The organism is Nostoc sp. 2RC (assembly GCF_014222165.1).
Lineage (GTDB): Bacteria > Cyanobacteriota > Cyanobacteriia > Cyanobacteriales > Nostocaceae > Nostoc > Nostoc linckia.
Genome location: NZ_JACKZU010000684.1, coordinates 1 through 1,538 on the forward strand (window position 1 = coordinate 1; position 1,538 = coordinate 1,538).

Here is a 1,538-nt window from a genome sequence, read left to right on the forward strand (position 1 = left end):
CCTATCCCCTTTGACACTGGGGACAAAAGTGACTCGATCGCCCAGCTAGTTTAATCCGCATAATGGGTGTATCGCAAATTCGACAGAGTTCTCCGGCGCGGTTATAAACCCAAGCTACGCCTCCGTAGTTGCCATTAACGCCCTTAACATTGAGAAAATTACTAAAAGTCGTACCACCAGCTTCAATACTGGTTTCTAAAACTTGAATTATCGCTGTTCGTAAATTCTCGATTTGCTTTAGCTGCAAATCAGTACACAATGTTTCAGGTAAAATTTGACTTTTAAATAGTGCTTCATCGGCGTAAATATTACCTAATCCCGCCACCACAGACTGATCCAATAGCGCAGTCTTAATGGGACGGCGACGCTTTTGGAGTTTCCCTGCTAGATACTCAACGGTGAATTCATCGGTAAATGGGTCGGCTGCCAATTTTGCCAAACCTGTGATGACGCTTTCCACAGGAACACCAGACGGAACCCACCACATTTGTCCAAAGGTGCGCTGATCCACAAATCGTAATTCTTGGCGATCGCCAAAGAATAATCTGACTCGCGTGTGCTTGTGTAATGGTTCATCTCGATCCACCCACAGTAGTTGACCAGTCATTCGCAAATGAACCCCTAGCCAAGGGATGGGGGGAGACGCGGAAAGTGGGAGACGCAATGACGCGGGGAAAGAATTCTCCGTGTCCCCGTGTCCCCGTGTCCCCCTGTCCTTTTCTACGGGTGTGAGTTCAGCTACGAGATACTTGCCACGACGATGCCAAATAGCGATGGCATTATTTTTGATTCCATCAATAAACTCACCGACAGAAAACGGGTAGGCGATGGTGCGATCGAGCAGCACATCTCCACCCGTAATTTTTTGGTTGAGGGTCAATTGATTTAGACCCCTTCGGACTGTTTCAACTTCAGGCAATTCAGGCATTCAAGCTGATTAAGCAAGCAAATATTAGTGTATTTGGGGAGTTAAGCAAACCAAGATGACACAGTATGTAAACATCCGTAGGTGGCTTTACCATACTACTCTAACCAGAAACCGTAAATACCCGCAGGGCGGCTTCTTATAGATTAGGATAGGCTAAGAGCAAGGATGAAAGAACTGAAAGTTTCATATTTTCAGATTTCATACTTGAGACTTCCCTTCATCATCCCATTAAGCAATCCCCTTGTGGATTTGTTGCTTATTTTTTCGCTTTAGGCTTTGGTGCTTCGACTTCTAATAGTTCGTCTTCTGCGAAGTTGTTGGTATTGATACCGGAGTAGTTGACCTTTTCAAAACGGACAATTACTGGGTATTTGATGCCGCTTTGATCGATAGAAGCCACGGTTCCTACATCTTGAAACCAGTAGGATTCAGGGCGGAGAATACGTACCTTAGAGCCACGTTGAACCATGATTACTTTCCCTTTTTATGATCGATTGCCAATTTTAGAGGGCTAATTGATTTCACTCTACAACCTGAAGGTCGCAGCAAGAGCCTTTGTTAAGTTATTTGTCTGAATTAGGTTGTAGGGTATGGGGGATGGGGCATGGGG

The 1,538-nt window shown here is 45.1% G+C and carries 2 protein-coding genes; both read right to left on the minus strand.

What is annotated here, in order from left to right:
• Position 1: 1 nt before the first annotated feature.
• Complete coding sequence (locus GNE10_RS34395; protein WP_185570492.1) at positions 2-928, minus strand: DNA-formamidopyrimidine glycosylase; 927 nt, start codon at positions 926-928, stop codon at positions 2-4.
• A 256-nt stretch (positions 929-1,184) separates the two neighbouring features.
• Positions 1,185-1,397, minus strand: a complete 213-nt coding sequence (locus GNE10_RS34400; protein WP_099066719.1) for a photosystem I reaction center subunit IV — start codon at positions 1,395-1,397, stop codon at positions 1,185-1,187.
• Positions 1,398-1,538 lie beyond the last annotated feature (141 nt).

Excerpts from the sequence above, each read along its gene's own strand:
- GNE10_RS34400 (WP_099066719.1), bottom strand. The coding sequence starts at position 1,397 with ATGGTTCAACGTGGCTCTAAGGTACGTATTCTCCGCCCTGAATCCTAC.
- GNE10_RS34395 (WP_185570492.1), bottom strand. The coding sequence starts at position 928 with ATGCCTGAATTGCCTGAAGTTGAAACAGTCCGAAGGGGTCTAAATCAA.